General features: G+C 60.8%; 19 protein-coding genes and 2 tRNA genes. 12 read left to right on the top strand and 9 right to left on the bottom strand.

The features are described 5' to 3' along the window. Position 1: 1 nt before the first annotated feature. From IE111_RS15860 to IE111_RS15895, 8 genes are all read right to left on the bottom strand, one after another. On the bottom strand, positions 2 to 280 hold the full coding sequence (locus IE111_RS15860; protein ID WP_189610513.1) for a F0F1 ATP synthase subunit C: 279 nt from the start codon (positions 278 to 280) through the stop codon (positions 2 to 4). Then, entirely contained in the window at positions 273 to 989 is a 717-nt protein-coding gene (locus tag IE111_RS15865; protein WP_189610515.1) for a F0F1 ATP synthase subunit A, read from the bottom strand. Before IE111_RS15865 ends, IE111_RS15860 begins: the two co-directional genes overlap by 8 nt. After that, a complete protein-coding gene (locus IE111_RS15870) occupies positions 986 to 1,291 on the bottom strand; it encodes an ATP synthase subunit I (RefSeq protein WP_189610517.1) in 306 nt (101 codons plus the stop codon). The genes IE111_RS15865 and IE111_RS15870 overlap by 4 nt, the downstream gene beginning before the upstream one ends. Further along, positions 1,288 to 2,502, bottom strand: a complete 1,215-nt coding sequence (locus IE111_RS15875) for a cation:proton antiporter (protein WP_229805387.1) — start codon at positions 2,500 to 2,502, stop codon at positions 1,288 to 1,290. The genes IE111_RS15870 and IE111_RS15875 overlap by 4 nt, the downstream gene beginning before the upstream one ends. Further along, complete coding sequence (locus IE111_RS15880) at positions 2,495 to 2,791, bottom strand: AtpZ/AtpI family protein (RefSeq protein ID WP_229805388.1); 297 nt, start codon at positions 2,789 to 2,791, stop codon at positions 2,495 to 2,497. The genes IE111_RS15875 and IE111_RS15880 overlap by 8 nt, the downstream gene beginning before the upstream one ends. Continuing rightward, positions 2,781 to 3,200, bottom strand: a complete 420-nt coding sequence (locus IE111_RS15885) for a F0F1 ATP synthase subunit epsilon (protein ID WP_189610523.1) — start codon at positions 3,198 to 3,200, stop codon at positions 2,781 to 2,783. The genes IE111_RS15880 and IE111_RS15885 overlap by 11 nt, the downstream gene beginning before the upstream one ends. Then, on the bottom strand, positions 3,193 to 4,599 hold the full coding sequence (gene atpD / locus IE111_RS15890) for a F0F1 ATP synthase subunit beta (protein WP_189610525.1): 1,407 nt from the start codon (positions 4,597 to 4,599) through the stop codon (positions 3,193 to 3,195). Before atpD ends, IE111_RS15885 begins: the two co-directional genes overlap by 8 nt. A gap of 68 nt (positions 4,600 to 4,667) precedes the next feature. Then, a complete protein-coding gene (locus IE111_RS15895) occupies positions 4,668 to 5,603 on the bottom strand; it encodes a tRNA-dihydrouridine synthase (protein ID WP_189610527.1) in 936 nt (311 codons plus the stop codon). Positions 5,604 to 6,159: 556 nt separating this feature from the next. Between IE111_RS15895 and IE111_RS15900 the strand changes: the two genes are divergently transcribed. From IE111_RS15900 to IE111_RS15925, 6 genes are all read left to right on the top strand, one after another. Next, positions 6,160 to 6,390 (top strand): OadG family protein, encoded by a 231-nt coding sequence (locus IE111_RS15900; protein ID WP_189610529.1) that lies wholly within the window; start codon positions 6,160 to 6,162, stop codon positions 6,388 to 6,390. Positions 6,391 to 6,428: 38 nt separating this feature from the next. Next, positions 6,429 to 8,231 (top strand): sodium-extruding oxaloacetate decarboxylase subunit alpha, encoded by a 1,803-nt coding sequence (oadA, locus tag IE111_RS15905; protein ID WP_189610531.1) that lies wholly within the window; start codon positions 6,429 to 6,431, stop codon positions 8,229 to 8,231. 10 nt (positions 8,232 to 8,241) lie between these two features. Further along, on the top strand, positions 8,242 to 9,411 hold the full coding sequence (locus tag IE111_RS15910; RefSeq protein WP_189610532.1) for a sodium ion-translocating decarboxylase subunit beta: 1,170 nt from the start codon (positions 8,242 to 8,244) through the stop codon (positions 9,409 to 9,411). Between the two features lie 158 nt (positions 9,412 to 9,569). Further along, positions 9,570 to 10,814, top strand: coding sequence for a hypothetical protein (locus tag IE111_RS15915; RefSeq protein WP_189610534.1), 1,245 nt, complete (start codon positions 9,570 to 9,572; stop codon positions 10,812 to 10,814). After that, positions 10,811 to 11,509, top strand: coding sequence for an OmpA/MotB family protein (locus IE111_RS15920; protein WP_189610536.1), 699 nt, complete (start codon positions 10,811 to 10,813; stop codon positions 11,507 to 11,509). The genes IE111_RS15915 and IE111_RS15920 overlap by 4 nt, the downstream gene beginning before the upstream one ends. A 419-nt stretch (positions 11,510 to 11,928) precedes the next feature. Beyond that, the gene (locus IE111_RS15925) at positions 11,929 to 12,423 is read left to right on the top strand and encodes a hypothetical protein (protein ID WP_189610538.1); all 495 of its coding nucleotides are present in this window, start codon (positions 11,929 to 11,931) and stop codon (positions 12,421 to 12,423) included. Here the strand turns inward: IE111_RS15925 and IE111_RS15930 are convergent. Then, positions 12,420 to 13,883 carry a two-component system sensor histidine kinase NtrB gene (locus IE111_RS15930; protein ID WP_189610540.1) on the bottom strand — a complete coding sequence of 488 codons (1,464 nt, stop codon included), beginning with the start codon at positions 13,881 to 13,883 and terminating at the stop codon, positions 12,420 to 12,422. The genes IE111_RS15925 and IE111_RS15930 overlap by 4 nt on opposite strands. Before the next feature lie 143 nt (positions 13,884 to 14,026). Between IE111_RS15930 and IE111_RS15935 the strand changes: the two genes are divergently transcribed. The 6 genes from IE111_RS15935 (at position 14,027) to IE111_RS15960 (ending at position 18,201) form a co-directional block, all read left to right on the top strand. Beyond that, positions 14,027 to 14,869 carry a TRAP transporter TatT component family protein gene (locus tag IE111_RS15935; RefSeq protein WP_189610542.1) on the top strand — a complete coding sequence of 281 codons (843 nt, stop codon included), beginning with the start codon at positions 14,027 to 14,029 and terminating at the stop codon, positions 14,867 to 14,869. 32 nt (positions 14,870 to 14,901) lie between these two features. After that, positions 14,902 to 15,909, top strand: a complete 1,008-nt coding sequence (locus IE111_RS15940; protein ID WP_189610544.1) for a TRAP transporter substrate-binding protein — start codon at positions 14,902 to 14,904, stop codon at positions 15,907 to 15,909. After that, positions 15,906 to 16,391, top strand: a complete 486-nt coding sequence (locus IE111_RS15945) for a TRAP transporter small permease (RefSeq protein WP_189610546.1) — start codon at positions 15,906 to 15,908, stop codon at positions 16,389 to 16,391. The genes IE111_RS15940 and IE111_RS15945 overlap by 4 nt, the downstream gene beginning before the upstream one ends. Further along, positions 16,384 to 17,661, top strand: a complete 1,278-nt coding sequence (locus IE111_RS15950; RefSeq protein WP_189610548.1) for a TRAP transporter large permease — start codon at positions 16,384 to 16,386, stop codon at positions 17,659 to 17,661. The genes IE111_RS15945 and IE111_RS15950 overlap by 8 nt, the downstream gene beginning before the upstream one ends. 381 nt (positions 17,662 to 18,042) lie before the next feature. Continuing rightward, positions 18,043 to 18,118 (top strand) — tRNA-Val (locus IE111_RS15955). A 6-nt stretch (positions 18,119 to 18,124) separates the two neighbouring features. Beyond that, a tRNA-Asp gene (locus tag IE111_RS15960) sits at positions 18,125 to 18,201 on the top strand. The last annotated feature ends 235 nt before the right edge of the window (positions 18,202 to 18,436 follow it).

An 18,436-nucleotide genomic window follows, 5' to 3' on the forward strand; every position in this document is an offset into this window, starting at 1 on the left:
TTTATCCCCCCGCGACCGTGCTGAGTTCGTTCCAGAACGGGTTGGCGAAAATCAGGATCATCGCCACGACGAAACAGTAGATGGCGGTGGATTCGATCATCGCCAGGCCCACGAAGAGGGTGCGGGTAATGGTGGCCGACTCGTCGGGTTGTTGGGCAATGGAGCTCAGCGCCTGGGAGACCGCCTTGCCTTCGCCCAGAGCCGGGCCGATGGACCCGATGGCGATGGTCAGGCCGGCGGTGATGATCGATGCCATGCCGATTAATGACAGACTATCCATGAGATTCTCCTTGGTCGTCGGATTGCGGGGAAGCGGGGGTGCTTTTGTGGGCACTGGTGGCGGACGCGATGTAGACCATCGCCAGAACCGCGAAGATATAGGCCTGGATCATGCCGGTCAGCAATCCCAGCAGTTGCATGACCACGGGGAAAAAGAAGGGCGTCAGTCCCAGCAGGATGGCGATAATGACGGTACCGCTCATGATGTTGCCGTACAGTCGGACCGCCAGCGCCAGCGTGCGGGACAATTCGCCGATGACGTTGAACGGCAGCATCAGCCAGGTGGGCCGCAGGTAGTGCGCCAGGTAAGGGCCGGTCCCCTCGGCCGCGATGCCGAACAGGGGGACCGCCACGAACACGCACAGGGCCAGGGCGGTGGTCGTCGACAGCGAGCCCGTCGGTGACATGTACCCGGGAATCACGCCCAGCAGGTTGGAGGTGGCGATGTACAGAAAGAGCGTGCCGATGAATGGCAAGTACCGTTGTGGAGACTGTTGGCTGATCTGCTCGATCTGATCCGCCATGCCCTGGACCACGACCTCCAGCAGGTTCTGCCAGCGGCTTAGCGTCACATCGGAGTTCAAGCGACGGGTGACCCACCAGGAGGTGAGCGTCAGCACGGCCATGACCACCCAGGTGAACACCAGGGTTGCGTTGATCGGCCATCCCAGCACAGTAAACAGAATCCATTGGTCGGGTGATATCGTCATGGCGATGTCCTGTGTGCACGGTGTGTCGGTCTCTGGGACCGGGTGAAGAGCCAGCGGACCACGGTGAAACCGAACAGCGCGGCCACCGGCGCCGTCCAGTCCCCGTCTCCCTGGCGGACCACCCAGACCAATCCGGCCATGACCAGGGCGAACCGGCCGATCAGACTGAGCAGCCACAGGAACGCTCCCCAACCGGAGCGTGGCAGCGACCGGGTGCTGAGCCACAGCCATCCGAAAAACAGGAAGCCCAGTCCGGCGCCGGCCAGTCCGAAGAGGGACAGGTTGAACAGTGTCGGGGTCATGAACGCGCCGCTCCCTGATTCGACTGTTTGGATGGCTGGATTTCTCCGGCCCGGGTCAGGGCGAATCGGGTACTGATCGGCCCGATCAATTCGAAAATCACCGACGATCCCAGCACAACCGGCAGCAGGATCTCGCGAAACGATTCAAACCGCAGGCTGGCCAGCAGGGCCATGCCGATAGCAACGCCGGCCTGGGGCAGCAGGGCCAGACCCATCCAATGCCGCAGCGCGCCGTCGGTGCCGATCGCCCAGGCACCGAGATACGCGCCCAGAAAACGGCTCGCGATGCGCAATGCGATGTAGCTTGTGGCAAGCAGGCCGACCTGGGCCAGGGCTTCGATATGAAGCGCGGACCCGGCGAGCAGGAAAAACAGAATCAGAAACGGCCATTCAATGCCCTCGATGGCTCGAAACGGGCGTTCATGGTGCTTGGCCAGATTGGCGACGACGGCTCCCAGAATCATTGCCGACAGAATATAGGAGACTCCCAGCCATTCCGCGATCCCGGCGCACAGCAGTACAACGCCCAGCGCCTCGGCCTGGGTGGGCTCCCCGGGGCGAATGCGTCCGGTGAGGTAGGTCATCGGCAGTCCGAGAGCAAAACCCAGCACAACGGCACCACCGATTTCCCAGGCACCGGTCAGGAGGATGCCGGCGATGCCGCCATCCCCGATCCAGGCCGAGGCGATCGCCAGCAAAAGGGTGAAAATCAACAGCCCCCAGGCATCGTCAATGGCGACTATACCCAGCAAGGTGTCGGTGAATGGCCCCTTGGCCCGGTATTCGTGCACCACATCGACCGTGGCGGCGGGGGCTGTGGCGGTCGCGATGCCGGCGAGCAACAGAGCGATCGGTGCCTGTACGCCCAGCAGATAGAGGCCGATGAACACGGTCGGCACCGTCACCAGTATGATGCCGAGCGAGATGCTCAAGACCGGGCGACCCAGTTTTTTCAGAGATTTCCGGGTCAGGTTCTGGCCCAGCAGGAAACCGATCATGGCCAGAGCGAAGTTGGTCAGCACCGGAAACCAGTCCGCCGTGAACGACGGTAACCAATCCAATACCGATGGCCCGATGAGGAAGCCGGACATCAATAACAACGTAACCCGGGGCAAGGGCGTGTGGCGACCGGCCAGATCGGCCAGCAGGCCAATCAGAAAGAGGCCGCCGAAGGTGACCAGTACTTGCGCGGCGGCGGTCGGCTCAGTCACGATGATTCTCCTGCTTGATCCAGTACCAGGCATTTAAGCAGCCCAGCGCCACACCGATGATGATGAGCGTCAAGGTCCAGGACACATCTCCCGGCCAGCGACGGTCCATCCAGAGCCCGAGCATGACGCCGAGCAGTGTGGGCACGGCCACGGACCAGCCCACCAACCCGAACATGCCCAGACCGAACCAGACCGGATGCGACTTGTCGCGCCGGGCTTTTTCCTTGCGCCGGGCTCTGTGATCGATGCGTTCGCCCAGATCGGACGGGCGTGAACGGTCAGGTTTCAAAATAACGTTCCTGCAATTCGTGAAAACCACGCAGAGTGCCCGCTTCCAGTCGGGACAGGGCGGCCCGAGCCTTGCGGTCCTGCTCATCCAGTTCGATATAGCGCGACTCGACCAGGGAGGTCAGTTGATCCAGTCGGGTGCCGGCGACGCCGTCGAAAGCAGACACCCGAACCTCGGGGCCGGCCTTGACCAGCACTCCCCGGTCGAGCCCCACGTACCCTTCGTCGCCTTCCGGGGTGGTGTAGATCAGTATGCCGGGCTCAAGACTGGCGACGTAGTCGATATGACGCGGCAACAGGCAGAATTCGCCAGAGGGCGCCTCGGCGATGATTTTGTGCGCCCGGGTCTCCAGCAGGATGCCGGTGGGCAGGAAGACGGTCAGCTGCATGGCGGCGGTTTGTTCAGTCATGGTGGTGACTCCGGGCCGGCAGATCGTCCACTCCCCCGATCATATAGAACGCCGATTCACTGACGTCAGCGTAGTCCCCGTTCAGAATGCGTTCGCAACCGGTCAGGGTGTCTTCCAGCGAGATCCGGCGGCCGCTTTTCCCGGTGAACTGTTCGGTGGTGAAGAAGGGCTGGGTCAGGAAACGTTCCAATTGCCGCGCCTGACTCACGGTTTCCTGGTCCTGCCGCGACAGTTCCTCCATTCCCAGCATCGAGATGATGTCTTTCAACGCTTCGTATTCGGCCAGGGCCCGCTTGACCCCCTGGGCGATTCGATAATGACGTTCGCCGACCGCACCCGGGGACAGCATTTTGGAATCGGCCTGCAGTGGGTCCACGGCCGGGTAGAATCCCTGGCTGGCGCGCTTGCGGGACAGGACGATGGAGGCGGACAGGTGCGCGAAGATATGGGTGGCCGAGGGGTCGGTCAGGTCATCCGCCGGCACATACACCGCCTGCACCGAGGTGATCGAGCCGCTGCGGGTACTGCAGATGCGCTCCTCCAGTGTGGCCAGTTCCGTGGCCAGTGTCGGCTGATAACCGACCCGTGACGGCAGCCGTCCCATCAGACCGGAGACTTCGTTGCCGGACTGGACGAAACGAAAGATGTTGTCGATCAACAGCAGAACGTCGCGCTTGAGTACATCGCGGCAGTACTCGGCGACGGTCAGGGCGGCGTGGCCGATGCGAAAACGGGCACCGGGCGGTTCGTTCATCTGGCCGTAGAGCAATACCGCTTTGTCCAGCACGCCGGACTCGGCCATCGATCGGGACATCTCCTCGGCTTCGCGCATGCGTTCCCCGATGCCGCAAAATAGACTGATGCCCTCGTACCGTTCCGACATATTGTGGATCAATTCATTGATCAACACCGTTTTGCCGACACCGGCACCGCCGAACAAACCCGCCTTGCTGCCTTGTTCCAGCGGAGCCAGCAGATCGATGACCTTGATGCCGGTTTCGAACATCTCGGCGTGTGTCACGCGGTCGGACAAGGTCAGTCGCGGTCGGTGAATGGGCCAGCGTTCAAGGTGGTCCAGTGGTTCGCCGCCGTCGATGGGATCGCCCAGTACGTTCAGCATGCGTCCGAGCAGGGCCTCGCCGACGGGAATCGTCAGTGGCGCGTCGCCGGTTGCCACGCTCATGCCGCGCCCCAGTCCGGCCGTGGGCGTCAGCGCGATGCATCGGACGGTCTCGGCGTCGAGGTGGGTCTGTACCTCAAGCACCACATCCCCGTCCGGGCCGGTACTCAACCGGTGCAGCCGAGCCGGCAACGGGGATGGAAATGACACATCCACCACATTGCCGCGAATGGCATGGACCCGACCCCTGTGCTCCGATCGTATGTCCGCGTCGTTCATATCCTTCGACTCGATGCGGGCGGAACGCCCAACGAGTCTGACTATAGCAGGGAAGGACCCGTCGGCTATTAATCCAGATCAAGTAACAGGCGGTCGAGTGCCGCCACATTCCGCTCGGTTCGGATACGATGCCAAAACGCTTCGGCTTCCGTATGGGCTTGGCGCAGGTGATTGACCCATTGTTTGAGTCGGCCGGCGCAATAGCGGTCGGGCATCTGCGCGCGCACCTCGGACCAGAACCCGGCCAGCAGTACCCGGTACTCGGACCAGGGCAGGGCGGTGTGATCCGGCTTGCGGATTCGTCGCGCCAGATCCGGCGTGCGGATGGCGCCCCGACCCAGCATAACGTCGGTCGTGCCGGTGATGGCGCAACACCGTTGGTAGTCGTCGACGGTCCAGATATCGCCGTTGGCGATCAGCGGAATGTTCAGTTGCTCGTTCAGTCGGCCCAATTCGTGCCAGTGAGCGGGCGGGGCATAGCCTTGCACCTTGGTGCGGGCGTGGACCGTCAGTTCGTCGGCGCCGCCGGCCTCGATGGCGGCGGCGTTCTCGAACATCAGGCCGGTGTCTTCGAAGCCCAGGCGCATCTTGGCGGAAAGGGTGACGCCCTCCGGCAAGGCCCGGCGCACCGATCGCACCACGCGATAGAGTGTTTCCGGCTCACGCAACAGAATGGCGCCGCCCTGGCTGCGGTTGACCGTCTTGCTCGGGCAGCCGAAGTTAAGGTCGAGCCCGTCCGATCCGAGCTCGATGGCCCGTTGGGCGTTGGCCGCCATAGCCTCCAGGTGATTGCCCAGCAACTGGACCCGCACCGGTGTGCCGGACCGGGTGCGGCCACCCTCGAGTAACTCCGGACATACAGTGTAAAACACGCGTTCCGGCAGCCTCTGGTCGACGACGCGGACAAACTCGGACACGACCCGGTCGAAACCGCCCTGGGCGGTGATCAGGCGACGCAGATAGACATCCGCCAGACCTTCCATCGGTGCGAGAATAAGGCGCATTGACACTCGTTGAACGAAAGTATGAGAGGCGCGAAGTGTAACGGTTGAATGCGGCCAGGCAAGCGGAAACCGGCCGGATATTGAATGCAGTCAGGCTAGCGCCGGCAGCCGGGTATGCCTATTCGGGGATGTCGGCAGCCATGGATGGCTGCCGCCAAGCCTACATGGATGTATTCACGGCGACCCCGAAGAGGCATACCCGGCTGCCGGTGCGGGTTCAAGCAACATACCAGAACGCCAAAATGTCAGTTTTTCAGTAACTTGCAACAGTTCGTTGCGAAGATTGGCGAAAGTTCGCGTGTTGCGTCAATTCTCCGACTTGGGGTACCCTACCGTCGCTCGGCGCCCCTCAACGCCAGGAAACTTTGCGGGCGGCATTCCATGGCCCCTGGTTGAAGTTCCCCGGGTTGGCAGGCGCCGAAACTATAATTAAGGGGCTCATCAGAAAGCCCTCAGACAATCCGAACCCAAACGAAACAAGAGAGCATCGGACGTTTTAAAGCCAGTCTACCTCTCCTGGCGGAACGTTCCATGGTCGAACCAAGGATCCCTCCTTATGTCCGAACTGATGCTGGGCGGTTTGAATCTCATGCTGTTAGGCATGGGAACCGTTTTTGTCTTCCTGACCATCCTCGTGATCGGCACTACGATCATGTCTCGGCTGATCATGCGCTGGCATGATGCCCCGGAGCCTGAACCCAAGCGCGGAGGTCGCCCGAAACCGAAGGACGACCTCTCGGAAGTGGCCGCCGTCGCCGCTGCCGTCAAGGCCGTACACGGCCACTGATCCGCGAACCGATTAACCGAAAGCTAAGGGCAACTGCCATGAGTGCATCCAAAAATCCTGTCAAACTGACCGATGTCGTCCTGCGCGACGCGCACCAGTCATTGTTTGCGACCCGTCTGCGCATAGACGATATGCTGCCGATTTGTGAAAAACTGGATCAAATCGGTTACTGGTCCCTCGAATCCTGGGGCGGCGCCACCTTTGACGCCTGCATCCGTTACCTGGGTGAAGACCCCTGGGACCGCATTCGCGAATTGAAAAAGGCCATGCCGAACACCCGTCAGCAAATGCTGCTGCGTGGCCAGAACCTGCTGGGATATCGCCACTACGCCGACGATGTGGTCGATAAATTCGTTGAACGTGCGGTCAAGAACGGCATCGACGTCTTCCGTGTCTTCGACGCCATGAACGATCCGCGCAACCTGCAGCGCGCCATGGCGGCGGTGAAGGAAAACGGCGCCCACGCCCAGGGCACCATTTCCTATACCACCAGTCCGGTACACACCACCGAGAACTGGGTCGATCTGGCTAGACAGATCGAGGACATGGGCGCCGACTCGCTGGCGATCAAAGACATGTCCGGCATCCTGACCCCCTACGGGGCCGAAGAACTGGTGGGCAAACTGAAAGCGGCGTTGAACATCCCGATTCAGCTGCACTGTCATGCCACCGCTGGTTTGTCGTCGATGACCATTCTCAAGGCGGTCGAGGCCGGAATCGACCATGTCGACACCGCCATCTCCTCGATGTCGATGACCTGTGGCCACTCGCCGACCGAATCCATCGTCTCCGCCCTGCAGGGCACGGATCGCGATCCGGGTCTGGACCTGGAAAAACTGGAAGAGATCGCCGCCTATTTCCGCACCGTGCGTAAGAAGTACGCCAAGTTCGAAGGCCAGCTGCGCGGTGTTGACTCCCGCATCCTGATCGCCCAGGTTCCGGGCGGCATGCTGACCAACATGGAAAGCCAGTTGAAAGAGCAGGGCGCCGGCGACAAGTTCGACGATGTGTTGAACGAGATTCCCAAGGTGCGCGAAGACCTGGGCTTTATCCCGCTGGTGACGCCGACCTCCCAGATCGTCGGTACCCAGGCCGTGTTGAACGTTCTGACCGGCGAGCGTTACAAGTCCATCTCCAAGGAAACCCAGGCCATCCTGAAGGGCGAGTACGGTGCCGCGCCGTCCGAATTCAACAAGGAGCTCCAGGCCAAGGTGCTCGATGGTGGCGAGCCGATCACCTGCCGTCCGGCGGATCTGATCGACGCCGAAATGGACAAGCTGACCGGTGAGCTGGAAAAAACAGCGAAAGAAAAGGGCTTCAAACTGGCCGATGCGGTCGTCGACGATGTTCTGACCTACGCGCTGTTCCCGCAGATCGGCTTGAAGTATTTGCAGAACCGGGGCAACCCGGAGGCCTTCGAACCGGCTCCGACCGCAGAGGAAGCCGCGCCTAAAGCCAAGGGCGCGACCGAAGGCGGCACCTACACGGTCAACGTCAACGGCAAGTCCTACGTGGCCCAGGTCGATGCGGCCGGCAAGGTCAGTGTCTCCATCAACGGCAAGACCTACCAGACCGACATTACCGAAGGCGGTGAGGTCAGCGGTTCCAGTGTCGCCGCCCCGGCCGAGACCGGCGTGGAGATTCCGGCGCCACTGGCCGGCAACATCTTCAAGGTGTTGGTCGAGCCGGGTGACGAAGTCGAGGAAGGGCAGGTCGTGATGATCCTGGAAGCCATGAAAATGGAAACCGAAGTCAGCGCGCCCCAGGCCGGTACCGTCAGCTCCGTGACGGTGAAGGAAGGCGACTCGGTATCCGTTGGCGATACCCTGCTGACGCTGTGAGGTCGAACCCATGGATAAACTGAATATATTGCTGTCCGAATCCGGGCTCGCGAACCTCACCTTGCCGCAGCTCACGATGATTATCGTGGGCCTGGTGCTGATCTACCTGGCGATCAACAAACGGTTCGAGCCCTTGTTGCTGCTGCCGATCGGCTTCGGTGCCATCCTGGTCAACATTCCGGGCGCCGGCATGTACGCGGCACCGGTCATGGATGCGGAAGGCCACGTGGTCTCGGCCGGCGGCCTGTTGTATTACATCTATCACGTCGGCATCGAAAGTGGCGTGTTCCCGTTGCTGATCTTCATGGGCGTGGGTGCGATGACCGATTTCGGTCCCATGCTGGCGAACCCGAAGACGCTGTTCCTCGGGGCTGCGGCCCAGTTCGGCATCTTCGGCACCATCATCGGCGCCGTCTGGATGAGCTCGATGGGCTGGATGGACTTCTCGCTCGCCGATGCCGCCGCCATCGGCATCATCGGCGGTGCCGACGGCCCGACATCGATCTTCGTCGCCAGCCGATTGGCGCCGGATCTGCTCGGTGCCATCGCCGTCTCCGCCTACAGCTACATGGCCCTGGTGCCGCTGATCCAGCCGCCGATCATGCGGGCCCTGACCACGAAAGCCGAACGCGAGATCACCATGACCCAGCTGCGCGTGGTCAGCAAGCGCGAGAAGATCATCTTCCCGATCATGGTGTTGATCGTGGTGGCCTTCTTCCTGCCGTCGGCCGCACCGCTGTTGGGCATGTTCTGCTTCGGTAACCTGATGAAGGAGTGCGGGGTCGTCGATCGTCTGAGCGATACCGCCCAGAACGCGTTGATGAACACCGTCACCATCTTCCTGGGCCTGGCCGTGGGCTCCAAGCTGAGCGCCGATGCCTTCCTGAACCTGGAAACCCTGGGCATCCTGCTGCTCGGCCTGGCGGCTTTCTGTGTCGGTACCGCGACCGGTCTATTGATGGCCAAGGCCATGAACGCCATGTCCAAGACGCCCATCAACCCGCTGATCGGCTCCGCCGGTGTATCCGCCGTTCCAATGGCGGCCCGGGTGACCAACAAGGTCGGCCTGGAAGCGAATAACCAGAACTTCCTGCTGATGCACGCCATGGGGCCGAACGTGGCCGGTGTGGTCGGCTCGGCCGTCGCGGCCGGTGTTCTGCTGAGTTTCCTGGGCGGTTGATGGCCCGATAGAGCTCGAAGTCGGGCCATGCCCACCCTGCAATCCCAAGGGTGGGCATGGTCCACCCTTTATTCCCGCATTCCCGCTCCACCACCCTTTGAGCCCCCGCCCACCCGGTGGCATACTGCCGCTTTGTCTGTCACCACACGAGATGCCGTATGGAAATTCTGGACTCCTTCTCAACCCTCACCTGGGTCTTCATGGGGGTGATTGGGACGCTGTTACTGTACTTTCACGGTCCGGTCTATTCGGCCCACACCGCCAATTACACCCCTAGCATTCTCACCAGCATCGGTATTTTCGGCACCTTTCTGGGGGTCGCGCTCGGCCTCGCCCAGTTCGATACCTCATCCATCCAGGCTAGCGTGCCCAACCTGCTGGAAGGCCTGAAAACCGCCTTCTGGACCTCCATCGCCGGGCTCGCCGGGGCGTTGACCATCAAATTCCGCTACGCCATTTCCAGCATGCGCGTCCGTGCGCATCGCGAATCCAAAATGACCGCCACCATGGACGACCTGGCCTGGCACCTGGAACGCATCTCCAATCACCTGGCCACCGAAGAAGCAGAACCGCTGTCCGCCTTGCTTGAGCGCCAGCACCAGGCCAGCCACGCCCAGCAACAACAGCTGGTCGAGACCATCCGTAACTACCAGCGCGACATGACCGAAGCCAACAAGGATGCCCTGAAAGAAGCCATCAGCCACGTCATGCGCGAATTCAACACCCGCATCGAAGAACAGTACGGCGAGAACTTCCGTCGGCTGAACGACGCCGTCGGTCGCATGATCGAATGGCAGGAACAAAACAAGGCCCAGATCGAGGAGCTCGTCGAAGCCAACCGCCGCAGCGCCGAAAGTGCCCGGGTCGGGGCCGAATCCTTCGAGCACCTGATCAAGCAGACCCGCTCCTTCACCGGTGTCGCCGAAGACATGGAGCACCTGCTGTCGGCCCTGCAAAGCCAGAGCGAAAACCTGCGTGAATACCTTTCCACCTTCTCCACCCTGGTGGTCGATGCGCAGGAAGGCCTGCCACAACTGGAAAGCCGCATCCTGCAACTGACCGAGGGCATGAAGGAACTGGTCGAGACCCAGGGGCAACAAATGCGCACCCTGCTCGAAGAAGCCGCCACCGGCATTCGAGATACCAGTCAACAGGTCAGCACTGTCCTGCTCGAGGGCACCGAAACCACACAGGACCGCATCGGCCGGCAGCTGGAGCAATTGCTGGAACGCAACGACGCCCAACTGCAGAAACTGGATGAAGCACTGGAAGCTGAACTCAACAAGGCGATGAAGACCTTCGGTTACCAGCTAACCGCCCTGTCGGAAAAATTCGTCAACGACTACACCCCGCTGACAGACCGCCTGCACGACCTGGTATCCCTCGCCGAAGAACAACGATGAGAAGCAACGAAGAGCACATCGAACAGGAAGAACACTGGGTCTCGGTCAGCGACCTCATGGCCGGTCTGATGATGGTCTTCCTTCTGGTCGCCATCGTCTTCATGGTCGACGCCGAAATCGAGCGTAACAAAATCCGCGACGTCGCCGTCCTATACGACCGCCTGCGCACCCAGCTGTACCAGGACCTGCAGGAAGAATTCGCCCCCGACCTCGAACGCTGGGGCGCCGAAATCAACCCGGATCTGAGCATCCGCTTCAACGACGAAGACCTCATATTCGATCGGGGCGAACACGACCTCAAACCGGCTTTCCGCAACATACTGGCCGAATTTTTCCCGCGCTACATGCGCATCATCACATCGGAAAAATACCGGGACGACATCGCCGAGGTCCGCATTGAAGGCCATACGTCCAGCGGCTGGCTCGGGCGTACCGAGGACGAGGCCTACATCCTGAACATGGGGCTCAGCCAGGAACGCACCCGTTCGACACTGGCGTACGTGCTGAACCTCGACACCGTGGCTGGCGAGAAATCCTGGCTCAAGGAACACATGACGGCGAACGGCCTGTCCTCCTCCAAACCGATTCGGGATGCCTCGGGCGAGGAAGACTCCAACCGTTCCCGCCGGGTCGAATTCCGCCTGCGCACCGACGCCGAAAGCCGAATTGCGACGATATTGGAGAACCAACGCTAGGGTTGACGGGAAAATTGGGTGCCAGGAATCCGCGCCGGCTGCCCGGGATGCTCCTGCGGGGTCGCCATTAACCCGTCCATGGGGGCTTAGCTTCGGCATCCATGCCTCAGATATCCCCGCAGGAGCATCCCGGGCATCCGTCGCTAACCCAAGGTGCCATCATTGGCTCCCAATTTCGTTGCATTCATTAACAACAGTCTGGGGAAGGGATTGTGGTGTGACCACAATCACGAGCGCCTGGTGTCGGGGGATACCCAGGCGGGGATGTGCGAGGCATGGATGCCGAGGTCAAGCCCCCATGGATGGGTTGAGTGGGCGGCATACCGCGCGACCCCGACTGGGTGTCCCCCGACACCAGGCGCGGGTTCCCGGCACTGCAAAACAACTAACCATCGGGCCTACCAAGGGGTAAAACAGCAATGAACCTAACGGATTTCCTGAATTTCGAGCCGTTTAATGAGATGCGAGCCCGTATGGGAACCGACCAGTTGGGGCAGTTCGAGCTGTTCGACCCCGAGGTGCATTTGACCGGTGAAGAGCGGTCCCGGTTGGCCCGGCAGGGGATGACGATCGAGCGTCGGTGGGTCGGGCGTCTTCTCGACTTTACCCTGAGCTACAAGAATTCCCGGGTTGTTCTGGTTGAACGCAACCGGCTTCACGTCGCCCAGTGCGAGCAGTTTCCCGAAGACGACACGCTCGCCATCGCCACCAGCCTGAAACCCTTCGAACAGCCGCCCCGCGTGTGTCCCGCCTGTCTGCAACACCTCACCTTCAAGGGCTATGACGAAACCAAAGCCCGTAAGGAGCGGTATAACGCCAGCGTACTCGACCGCTTCTCCCTGGACGACTTCTGGAAAGAATACCCGCCGTATCCGCTCAATCGCGACCGGGAACTGGTCAAGCCTCTGGATTAACCCGGAGCGTCGGTGGATGGGTCCCAGGCGTTCAGGGTCACGATAAAGCGACTGCCGCGTCCCGGTCGGGAGTCGACATCGATCTGGCCGCCGTGGTGTTTGCTGATGATGAAGTAGGACACGGACAGACCGAGACCGGTGCCCACACCAACTTCCTTGGTGGTGAAGAAAGGCTCGAACAGGTGGTGCAGGACGCGTTCGTCCATGCCCGGCCCATTGTCTTCGATGATCACTTGCAAATGGTTGTTGTACTGGCGCGTCTCTACCGTGAGTCGGGCCAGTGGCGCCTGTTCGGGTCTGTCCATGGCCTGCAGGGCATTGCGAATGAGGTTGAGGAAAACCTGCTGCAGTTCGCTGGCATTGCCCTTGACCATGTCCGGTTCGGCCTGGAAGTCGGTGACGATGTCGAGGATGCGGTTCAGATAACTGTATTGGTGAATGCTGGCCTCGACGAGTTCCAGGGTGTGGTTCAGCACCTGGTGAATCGGGACCGGGTCGGAGTGGCGCTTCGGCGGCCGTGCGAATTCGAGCATATTGGCGACAACCATCGAGGCGCGTTCGCCGGTCTCGCGAATCCCGGTCAGAAGAGTGGGGATGTGGCGTTTGTCGAGGTAGCCTTGCAGTTGCTGAAAATCCAGACCGACCGACCGGGCGGCGTCCCGGTTCTTGGGCAGTTCCGGATCCAGGCGGCGCTGGACGTTTTGCACGCCCTGCAGGATCGACGCCATGGGGTTATTGATCTCGTGCGCCAGCCCGGCGGCGAGCTCACCCATGGAGAGCATCTTTTCGCTTTGCACCAGGGTGTTTTCGAACCGCACCTTGAGGGTGACATCCTCCATGCGCAGCACAACACCCGGCTGATGATCGAGGTGGAACGGGTAGGCGGCGATGTCGAAGTAGAGCGGTGAGTCGTCGTCCCGGGCGACTTTGACGCGCTCCAGGGACCGCATTTTCTGGCCGCTCAATGTTTCCCGCACCATGGACTCCAGATCCCAGAAGTAAGGGTGCAGCAACAGCAGGGGTTTGCCCAGCGCCTGGTCGGCTGAAACGCCGGTGGTGGTCTCCGCCGCCCGGTTCCAATGTGTCACGCACAGGGACTGATCGACACCGACCAGCAGCGTGGGCAGGGCATCGAGAATGGCGTCGTTGAAGGCCTGGATTTCCAGTAGTTGCGACTCGGTGGCTTCGCGGTGCCGGACTTCCCGGTGCAGTTCGTCGTTGATACGGGTCAGCCGTTCGGTGCGTTCCTCGACGCGCTGTTCCAGCAGATGGTGGGATTCGTCCAGTGCCTTTTTGGCTTTGCGAAAGCGCAGTCGCGAGCGTTGCAGCCCCAGGATAAACGCCATTTGCAGCAGCATCAGAACGATGAGACCGATCCAGAGCCAGGGGGTGCGCCCCAGGAAGTCAACAACCGGGGGAGCGGCTAGGGCTGCGCTGACGGTACCGATACTGCTGGCCATGAACGATTCAGGGAATAGTGAAAGTCAGGTGTCTAGCATAGAGCGAAAGACCGGTCGCTGCCACAGAATGACCACCTTCACCTTATGACGGACCGATAAGGTGTTTATAATGCCGCCTCTTTCCTGAATCTCAGTTGGAGCCAATGATGCTCAAGCAAGGGTTGGGCCTCGCCCTGGCGTTGTTATTGACCGGTTGCGCCACCTTGAAACTGCCCGAAAACCTGTCCGGTGCCATTCTCAACAGCGATGACCTCCAGACCGTCGAGGACGGCCTGCCCAGCTACCTGCTGATGGTCGATGCGTTGGTGGAAACCTACCCGCGCAACGAGGACATGAAATTGACCGCGGCCTCGCTGAACGGTGCCTATGCCGGCGTGTTCGTCGAACCCGACAACCTGAAACGACGCCAACGACTTTCCGCCAAGGCGCTGAATTACGCCTTCGATGCCTTTTGCACCTATGACGAGGCGGCCTGCGACCTGCGCGAAGTCGAACCCGATGCCTTGCCGGATACGCTGGCGCAATGGCGGGACGAGGACGATTTGCCCTACCTCTACACCTTGGGCACGGCCTGGGCCGGTTACATTCAGAACCACAGCGACGACTGGCTGGCCATCGCCCAGCTCGGCCAGGCAGAGGCGGTGTTGGAGCAGACCATTGCCGTCGAACCCGGCTACGAACACGGCACGGCCCTGTTGTATCTGGGGGTTATGAACAGCATCCTGCCGCCGAGTCTGGGTGGCAAGCCCGAGGTGGCACAGGATTACTACGAACGGGCGCTGGATGCCGCCGATGGCCGGAACTTGATCATCCAGGTCTACTACGCCTCGCAATATGCGCGTCTTGTGTTCGATCGCGACTTGCACGACCGTCTGCTTCAGGATGCGTTAAGCCGGGATCCGTATGTTGAGGGTCTGACCCTGCAAAACGTCTACGCCCAGAAGCGCGCCGAGGAACTGCTCGCCAGCGCCGACGACTATTTCTGACGCTTGCCACGGCAAGTCTGGAGAAGAAGTGAATGACTGTATTTGACCGTATCCTGAAAACCCTGGTATTCACCGGCCTCACGGTTCTAAGCCTGGCGGCCGCGGCCGAGACATTGAAAATCTCGACCCAGTACCCGGACGGCAACGCCGTGCTCAATGAATTGAAACGCGCCGCACAGGCCATCGAGGAACAGACCGAAGGGCGGCTCGAACTGAAATTCTATCCCGGCGGCGTCATGGGCGACGATCAGGCCGTGCAGCGCAAGATTCGCATCGGTCAGTTGCACGGCGCCCTGATTCAGAGTGGAGCCCTGGCCAGCGCCTACCCCGATGCCCAGGTACTGAACGCGCCGCTGCTGTTCCGCAACTATGAGGAAGTGGACGCCGTGCGGGCCGAACTGGATCCGGTCATCGAGGCCGGGCTGGCCGACAACGGCTGGCAGACTTTCGGGCTGATCGAAGCCGGTTTCGCCTACGGCATGAGCCAACAGCCGATCACCACCATGGACAACCTGAAACAGCAGAAACTCTGGTTGCCGGCCAACGATCCGCTGTCCGAACAAATCGCCCGGGCGTTCGACATCAACCCCATCGTTCTGAATGTCGGCGATGTATTGACCGCATTGCAGACCGGCGCGATCGACGCCGTCGTCGTGCCGCCCGTCGGGGCTATTACGCTGCAATGGTACAGCCGGCTGGATTACCTGACCGATGCGCCTTTCATGTACACCTACGGTGTTGTCGCCCTGTCCGACCGGGCCTATCGGCGCCTGCCCGACGCCGATCGCGCCATTCTGGATGCGGAATTGCGCAAGGCGAGCGCTACCATCGATGAGCAAAACCGGGTGGACAATCAGGCCGCCCTGGAGGCCCTGAAGAAACTGGGCATTGAGGTGGTTGAACCAGGCCCCGAAGACATGGCTGAGCTGCAGCGGGAATCCGAAGCCGCCACCAGCGTCCTGATTCGTGATGACCAGTTTTCCCAGTCCATATACGAGCGTGTACGCGCGCTGATTGAACGCGTCCGGACCGATTCATGATCTGGATTCGCCGTCTGGATGCCGGCATGGCGCGGCTCGAACAGGGCCTGCTGGCGTTGTCCCTGGTGGCCATGGTATCGCTCAGTGTCGTTCAGATCCTGCTGCGGAATCTGGCAGGCACCAGTTGGTTCTGGATCGATCCCTTCAATCGATTGCTGGTGCTCTGGCTGGCGCTGCTGGGCGCCCTGGTCGCCACCCGCAGTGGCGAACACATCGCGATCGATGCCCTCAAGCACTATTTGAGCGGCTGGCCGGCCTGGCTGATCGAGCGCCTGGCCACGGGCTTCGCCGGATTCATCTGCGCATTGATGACCTGGCATGCCAGTCGCTTCGTCTATGACGAATACGTCTACAACACCCCCGCCTTCGCCGGTCTGCCGGCCTGGCCGTTTCAGTTGATCATGCCGATAGGCTTCGGCCTGATGGCGGTGCGTTTCGCCGCCTATACGTTTTTCGGACAAGGGGAGGGCGACCATGAATAGCCTGGTTTCCGGCCTGATCGCCCTGTTCGCGGTGCTCGGTACCCCCTTGTTCGTCGTCATTCTGGCCGCCGCGGCCTGGGGCTTCTGGGTATCGGACATCGATCTGATGGTGCTGCCGATCGAGCTGTACCGGCTCACCGAGAATACGCTGCTGATGGCGCTGCCGCTGTTTACCTTCGCCGGTTATATGCTCAGCGAGAGCCAGACCGCCAACCGGCTGGTGCGGGTGAGTCAGGCGGCGCTCGGCTGGTTGCCGGGCGGCATGATCCTGATCGCGCTGCTGGCCTGTGCCTTTTTCACCATGCTGACCGGCGGTTCCGGCGTGACCATTGTCGCGTTGGGCGCACTGCTGCTTCCGGCCATGACTCAGGCAGGCTACAGTGAACGCTTCGCTCTGGGTCTGATTACGACGTCGGGCAGCCTGGGGTTGTTGCTGCCACCCGCCATTCCGTTGATTTTGTATGGCATCGTCGCACAGCAGATGGATGTGGCGAACGTCGATATCCAGTCCCTGTTCCTGGCCGGCTTCATTCCGGCGGTCTTGATGATCCTGGCGTTGTGGCTGTTGGGTTTGTGGCAGCAACGTCATCAGGCCGTGCCCTTGATTCCGTTCAATCTGCGCGAACTGTTTGATGCGGTCTGGGAGTCCAAGTGGGAGTTGGGGATTCCGGTCATCGTCATGGGCGGGCTGTTCAGTGGCTGGCTGGTGGTATCCGATATCGCGGCGATCACCGCGCTCTACGTGCTGGTGATCGAGGTGGCGGTGTACCGGGAGGTGTCGATCAAGCGATTGCCGGCCATCGCGGCGGAGTCGATGAAGATGGTGGGCGGTATCCTGCTGATTCTGGGCGTGGCGCTGGCGTTCACCAATCTGCTGGTGGATTTGCAGGTGCCGACCTGGGTGTTCGAATGGATTCAGACGCACATCGACAGTCGCTGGGTGTTTCTGTTGTGCCTGAATGTGGGGTTGCTGGCGCTGGGGGCGATTCTGGATATTTTCGCGGCGCTGATCATCATTGTGCCGTTGATTCTGCCGGTGGCGATGGAATACGGGGTGGATCCGGTTCACCTGGGGATTATTTTCGTGGCGAACATGCAGATCGGGTATTTCACGCCGCCGGTGGGGATGAATCTGTTCATCGCCAGTTATCGGTTCAAGCGGTCGATTACGGAGTTGTATGCGGCGACCTTGCCGATGATGCTGGTGTTAATGGGGATCGTTCTGGTGATCACCTTCTGGCCGGATATGGTGTTGTTTCTGGTGCGTTAGTTTGGTGGTTGGTTGTACGGTGGCAGGGTTCACGACCGAAGCCGGGTATGCTCTTCCGGGGACCGCTGTGAACCCATCCATGGGCGCTTAACTTCGGCATCCATGCCTCAGATGTCCCCTCCAGAGCATACCCGGCTCCGGTCGCTCGAATCAGGCATCGGTGGCTACCATTCTGTAACCTCATGACTCACGATTTGGAATTGAGGTCTTTGTGCGTTTTTTAGTCAGACAAATTAGGATTTAAAAAAATGCGCTAAACGTTTGACTCCATTGGGAAAATCGCTAAAATGCGCATCACTTTCGACGGGGGATGTCATCAGAGGGATACTTCTGTGACACTCTTGAGAAAGTAGCCGGGAGGCTTAAAAGACCATGCGAAGTGGGTGTGTAGCTCAGCTGGGAGAGCATCGCCCTTACAAGGCGAGGGTCAGCGGTTCGATCCCGTTCACACCCACCACTTCGCGGAGCGGTAGTTCAGTTGGTTAGAATGCCGGCCTGTCACGCCGGAGGTCGCGAGTTCGAGTCTCGTCCGTTCCGCCATTTACTCCCCTCTCGGGAGTACGAGTGACGCAGTAAGGTGGTTGAGGTGAAGCCTTGGTCGCGAGCTGGAGCGCCAGCCCGGTCGGGTCTCGTCCGTTCCGCCACTTCTCACTAAGTCACGTACTTAGGGGGAACGGGAGTTGAAACCCGCCAAACAAGGTTGCAGAACCTAAAACTGAGTGTGGAGCGGTAGTTCAGTTGGTTAGAATGCCGGCCTGTCACGCCGGAGGTCGCG

It is taken from the genome of Saccharospirillum salsuginis (assembly GCF_014651855.1).
Taxonomy (GTDB): domain Bacteria; phylum Pseudomonadota; class Gammaproteobacteria; order Pseudomonadales; family Natronospirillaceae; genus Saccharospirillum; species Saccharospirillum salsuginis.

What these genes read in the sequence shown, in the direction of transcription:
- IE111_RS15910 (WP_189610532.1), top strand. Translation starts at nt 8,242, where the DNA reads ATGGATAAACTGAATATATTGCTGTCCGAATCCGGGCTCGCGAACCTC.
- IE111_RS15885 (WP_189610523.1), bottom strand. Translation starts at nt 3,200, where the DNA reads ATGACTGAACAAACCGCCGCCATGCAGCTGACCGTCTTCCTGCCCACC.
- IE111_RS15870 (WP_189610517.1), bottom strand. Translation starts at nt 1,291, where the DNA reads ATGACCCCGACACTGTTCAACCTGTCCCTCTTCGGACTGGCCGGCGCC.
- IE111_RS15950 (WP_189610548.1), top strand. Translation starts at nt 16,384, where the DNA reads ATGAATAGCCTGGTTTCCGGCCTGATCGCCCTGTTCGCGGTGCTCGGT.
- IE111_RS15940 (WP_189610544.1), top strand. Translation starts at nt 14,902, where the DNA reads ATGACTGTATTTGACCGTATCCTGAAAACCCTGGTATTCACCGGCCTC.
- IE111_RS15865 (WP_189610515.1), bottom strand. Translation starts at nt 989, where the DNA reads ATGACGATATCACCCGACCAATGGATTCTGTTTACTGTGCTGGGATGG.
- IE111_RS15915 (WP_189610534.1), top strand. Translation starts at nt 9,570, where the DNA reads ATGGAAATTCTGGACTCCTTCTCAACCCTCACCTGGGTCTTCATGGGG.
- IE111_RS15895 (WP_189610527.1), bottom strand. Translation starts at nt 5,603, where the DNA reads ATGCGCCTTATTCTCGCACCGATGGAAGGTCTGGCGGATGTCTATCTG.
- IE111_RS15935 (WP_189610542.1), top strand. Translation starts at nt 14,027, where the DNA reads ATGATGCTCAAGCAAGGGTTGGGCCTCGCCCTGGCGTTGTTATTGACC.
- oadA (WP_189610531.1), top strand. Translation starts at nt 6,429, where the DNA reads ATGAGTGCATCCAAAAATCCTGTCAAACTGACCGATGTCGTCCTGCGC.
- IE111_RS15920 (WP_189610536.1), top strand. Translation starts at nt 10,811, where the DNA reads ATGAGAAGCAACGAAGAGCACATCGAACAGGAAGAACACTGGGTCTCG.
- IE111_RS15900 (WP_189610529.1), top strand. Translation starts at nt 6,160, where the DNA reads ATGTCCGAACTGATGCTGGGCGGTTTGAATCTCATGCTGTTAGGCATG.
- IE111_RS15860 (WP_189610513.1), bottom strand. Translation starts at nt 280, where the DNA reads ATGGATAGTCTGTCATTAATCGGCATGGCATCGATCATCACCGCCGGC.
- IE111_RS15925 (WP_189610538.1), top strand. Translation starts at nt 11,929, where the DNA reads ATGAACCTAACGGATTTCCTGAATTTCGAGCCGTTTAATGAGATGCGA.
- IE111_RS15945 (WP_189610546.1), top strand. Translation starts at nt 15,906, where the DNA reads ATGATCTGGATTCGCCGTCTGGATGCCGGCATGGCGCGGCTCGAACAG.
- atpD (WP_189610525.1), bottom strand. Translation starts at nt 4,599, where the DNA reads ATGAACGACGCGGACATACGATCGGAGCACAGGGGTCGGGTCCATGCC.
- IE111_RS15930 (WP_189610540.1), bottom strand. Translation starts at nt 13,883, where the DNA reads ATGGCCAGCAGTATCGGTACCGTCAGCGCAGCCCTAGCCGCTCCCCCG.